The organism is Litorimonas sp. (assembly GCA_029936425.1).
GTDB lineage: Bacteria > Pseudomonadota > Alphaproteobacteria > Caulobacterales > Maricaulaceae > Litorimonas.
Genome location: JAPYSU010000186.1, coordinates 1 through 1,003 on the forward strand (window position 1 = coordinate 1; position 1,003 = coordinate 1,003).

At 46.3% G+C, this 1,003-nt stretch carries 1 protein-coding gene and 1 pseudogene; one reads left to right on the forward strand and one right to left on the reverse strand.

The window, feature by feature from the left end; translation table 11 throughout:
* Positions 1-104 precede the first annotated feature (104 nt).
* Positions 105-674: a Maf family protein gene (locus ACN0IC_RS15865; protein WP_036860145.1), complete on the reverse strand. Its 570-nt coding sequence runs from the start codon at positions 672-674 to the stop codon at positions 105-107.
* Between the two features lie 119 nt (positions 675-793).
* Here ACN0IC_RS15865 and ACN0IC_RS15870 point away from each other — a divergent pair.
* A pseudogene (locus ACN0IC_RS15870) lies at positions 794-1,003 on the forward strand (nucleic acid-binding protein); the annotation flags it as partial.

The window sequence follows — 1,003 nt, forward strand, 5'->3', positions numbered from 1 at the left end:
GATTGAGTCAGTATCGGCCGCTGGCGTGTCTGGATAAATTTTCAGATGTTGAGCTGATTGTAAAAAATATAAAAAAAAATAAGTTTTAATTATTTATTTAAGTATTACATTAATTTTCTCATCAGCATTTTATTCAGGCTGATCAGAGGTAATCCAATCAAGGCGGTGGGGTCGCTACTGTAGACAGCATCAAACAGCGTGATACCCAGTCCTTCACTGCGGAAGCTGCCAGCACAGTTATACGGGGTATCATTTACAAGGTATTCAGTGATCTCCGTGTCACTTAACTGGCGAAAGATAACCTCTGTTATCACCATGTCTACCTGACTTTGTTGGGTAGCGCTATCCAGCAATGCCAAGCCGGTCAGGAAATGAACCTTTTTGCCGGACTCTGAGCGAAGCTGCTTAAAGGCGTTGTCAAAATTGCCCGGTTTTGTCAGCAGTTTTCCTTCGTTAACTGCGATCTGATCTGAGCCAATAATCAGGTGGTTATCAAAACGGTGGGCGATAGCCATGGCCTTTTCCAGCGAGAGGCGTTTGACCAGCGCTTCAGGTGGTTCTGCTGGTTGAGGCTGCTCGTCAATGTCGGGAGAAATAATTTCAAATGGTATACGCAAGCGCTGCAGCAGCTCTCGCCGATAGGGTGAGGAAGATGCCAGCACAAGGTTTTTCATGATAAAACTCCAAATGATCTTTTAATGGTCCAGGGGGTATAATCAGGACTATAAACTGGTGATATTGGACCCAGTTTTTCTTTGACAGATCAAGGTCATATCACTATTATGGCGCGCCTATGTCAATGCCCCCCATGAGAAGCTTCCTGCCGCGGATGTTAGAGCCCCGCCGTCTTGCACATCAGGGTGTGGCGATTTCCGGGGAGCTGGATCAGGCTTTCTGTGACAGGTTGACAGAGGCAGTAATTGATATTGTCGAACCCATTGACGTCGAATTGAGGTTTGATACAGCCGAACAGGGTCGCAGGGTAATGACAGGCACAGTTTCA